This is a genomic window from Roseateles sp. P5_B10, from assembly GCF_056400485.1.
In genome coordinates this window covers 1-3,115 of the sequence record NZ_JBFULE010000629.1, presented here as the reverse complement: position 1 = coordinate 3,115, position 3,115 = coordinate 1, and the positions used below count along the sequence as shown (strand labels likewise).

The 3,115-nt window shown below is 70.6% G+C and carries 3 protein-coding genes and 1 pseudogene; all 4 read right to left on the bottom strand.

From position 1 onward, the window contains the following. A pseudogene (locus tag AC1DU6_RS25065) lies at positions 1-174 on the bottom strand (23S rRNA (cytosine(1962)-C(5))-methyltransferase RlmI); the annotation flags it as partial. Positions 175-253: 79 nt separating this feature from the next. Then, positions 254-1,777: a hypothetical protein gene (locus AC1DU6_RS25060; protein WP_477860392.1), complete on the bottom strand. Its 1,524-nt coding sequence runs from the start codon at positions 1,775-1,777 to the stop codon at positions 254-256. After that, a complete protein-coding gene (locus tag AC1DU6_RS25055; protein WP_477860390.1) occupies positions 1,774-2,697 on the bottom strand; it encodes a tyrosine recombinase XerC in 924 nt (307 codons plus the stop codon). Before AC1DU6_RS25055 ends, AC1DU6_RS25060 begins: the two co-directional genes overlap by 4 nt. Positions 2,698-2,823: 126 nt before the next feature. Continuing rightward, the coding region (locus AC1DU6_RS25050; RefSeq protein WP_477860388.1) for a DUF484 family protein at positions 2,824-3,115 on the bottom strand (292 nt) is incomplete at its 5' end.

Genomic DNA, 3,115 nt, shown 5'->3' with positions numbered 1-3,115 from the left:
GATCTGCGACTGCGGGCTGAAGGCCGCCCAGCACAGGAAGGCGCCGTCGGCCGATTCGACACGCACGGTCTCGCCAGCGTCGGCGCCGCCGCGAGCAATGGAACTTTCGAACACCCAGGGGTGGCGCTTCAGCAGCGAGCGCTCCTTGCCGGCGCGCAGGGTGATCTTTTTCATCGCCGGGCCGTCCCAAGATGAAAAGCGCCCCCTCGGGGGGCAGCGGCCACACGACGTGTGGGCGCGTGGGGGCAACTGTTCATCGCTGCAACGTCCCGAAGGCGTAGTTCAGGCCGATGTGGACCACGGGCGTTGACTGGCTGCTGCCGCGCATGGTGCGGAACTCGCCCAGGCCGGTGCGCAGCCGCAGCCGTTCGCCGATCCGCCATTGCGCCCACAGCTCGGCTTGCGTCACGGCGCCGCCGCCCACCCGCACGCCACCACCGCCAGCCGCACCGACCAGCCATTCCGCACCGACACGCAGCCCGCCCCACAGCGGGTCGCTTTGCAAGCCCAGGCCGACGAGCCCGAAGGAATAGGCTCCGGCGCTGCCCGCGGCCGCGCTGCCCGCCAACGCCGATCCATAGACATACGGCGTGAATTCGCGCGACATGTTGACGGCCAGATGGCTGACCGCCTCGCGTCGGCCGTCCTTGAAGCGCACACGCGGCAGATGCAGCACGCTGGCGCCGAGTTGCTGCACGCGCACGATGCCGTTGCTCGTGTCGTCGCCAAATGCGACCGGAGACCGGTCCAGCGGCATCGCCAACACCGCACGCACGTATGGCGCGCTGTAGGAACCGCTGGACGCATAGGTGAAACCGGCATCCAGGCGCACGCTGGGGCCCCAGGGCGTGAGCCAGCGCAGCGTCGGCCCGGCGCGCAGCAGCAGTCCACTGCCGGTGTCCAGCGTGCCGCCGCCACCCAGGCCCGCGCCGAGCTGGCCGCCCACGCGCAGCCGCGGCGTGCCGAACAGGGCCCAGTCCTGGCCGATGTTGCCCAGCACTTCCATATAGCCGTCGGCGCCGCCCTGGGCTGCGCCGGCGGCCTCGATACCCCACCAGCTGCCGTCGACGATGTATTGCCTCAGCTCCCCGCCAGCTTTGCCAATGCGGCGCGTCAGCGGGTTGCCGCTGYGGTCACGGCTGGCGGAGCGGGGCTTCTCGAAGCCGCCCGTCAAGGCAATCTCGTCGAAGCCCAGGCCCGTGCGTTGCGTCGCCCGCCCCGGGCGGCCGGCATCGTCCGGCGAAAAGCTGGGGAAGCCCAGCGATCGACCGAGGGAAAAGCTCAGGCCCACGCCGCTTTTCACATTGCCGCTCGGGAAGCGGATCTGGGAGATGCCGACGCCCGTGTACCAGGCGCCCACCTCGGTGCGCAGCGACAGCTCGGGCCTGAGCATCAGGCCGCCCCCGAAGCGCAGCTGCTGGTTGGACAGGCCGCCACCAGCGCCCACGTAGAGGCTGGCGGCCAGATGCGTGTCGCCGGAGAGCCGCCAGCGCCGCTGGCCCGTGAAGCCGACAGTGAAGATGCCACCGTAGTTGCCCTTGGCCGCGCCGTAGACGCCGGGGCCGAAGCCCCAATCCTCGTCCAAGGCCATCATGTAGCTGATCGAAGCGAAGGCCGTGCGGCCGCCGTCGGGCATCTTCATCTTGGTCCAATTGCCCTCGACCGCGGCCGGGCGCACCGTTTGCACGCGTGCGAACGGCGCGTCGTCGGGAAGGGCCCAGGTCGTGGCCGGCAACAGGGCCGCCAACGCGGCCAAAGCCGTGATTTGGAATCTCATTTCTTGGCTCGAGGGTGCGCGGCGTCGTAGATGCGCGCCAGATGCTGGTGGTCCAGCTGGGTGTAGACCTGGGTCGTCGTGATGTGGGCGTGGCCCAGCAGCTCCTGCACCGCGCGCAGGTCACCGCTGGACTGCAGCAGGTGCGAGGCAAAGCTGTGGCGCAGCATGTGCGGATGAACGTGGGCCGGGCTGCCGGCCGCGACGGCGCGTGCGCTCAGCATGGCGCGCAGCGTCGAGCCGGCGATGCGTTTGCCCCGAGAGCCGACGAAGAGCGCCGCCTCGCCAGCCGCCACGACCTGGGGCCGCACCGCCAGCCAGGTGCGCAGTGCCTCGGCCGCGGCACGGCCCAGCGGCGTGCTGCGGCGCTTGCCGCCCTTGCCCAGCACATGCACTTCATTGGCTTGCAGGTCGACCCAGCCAGCGGCCTGGCCGCTGGCCTGGGCATCCAGGCCCGTCAGCTCCGAGGCGCGCAGGCCCGCGCCGTAGAGCAGTTCCACCATGGCACGGTCGCGGGCCTCCAGCACCGGGTCGGCCGCCACCTCGGGCGCGTAGGCGGCGAGCTGCACCGCGTCGTCTACACCTAGCGCCTTGGGTAGAGGCTTGGGCGCCTTGGGCGCGCGCAGGCCGTCGAAGGGATTGAGCGTGACGCGGCCCTGCAGGCCCAGCCAGCGGTAGGCGCTGCGCCAGACCGACAGCAGCAGCGCGATGGACTTCGGCGCCAGGCCTTCACGATGCAACAGGGCCGCGAGGCGGCGCGCCTGGGCGATGTTCAGATTGCGTGCGTCGATCGCAGCTTCGACCAACATGGCCTGCAGGCGCTCAAGGCCATCGGTGTAGATACGCAGCGTGCGCGGACTCAGGCGCTGCTGCACGCGGGCGTGCTGCAGAAAGTCGCCGAAGTCCGCGCTGAGAGTCATCATGTCAGGCATAACTTCCGATCGCACGCCGGCATCCGGACTCGACCAAGCGGCCGCCGTGGAACCGCCTTTGCCGGGCCACCAGCGGCGCCCCCTTGAGGGGGCCGGCGAAGCCGGTAGGGGGTGGGCTCATCCCACCAGCAAGCCCGCCAGCCCAGCGCTGGCGATCTCGCCGACGCGGGTCAGGAAGTCGGTGCCCATCTCGGCCGTGTAGCGCGTCGGATCGGGCGAACCCAGCACCAGCAGGCCGAAGGGCTTGTCCTCGTTGGCGCTGGGCTGGTGCAGCGGGATCAGGGCCAGCGAGGTCGCCGTGCCGCCGCTCTCGCTGAGGCCCAGCCAGCGTGCCGCCTCGAAGCCGGAGTTCACGCCGCAATAGGGCTGGCTCAGGCTGGAGGCGAAACTGCGCACGTCGGGGCTGACC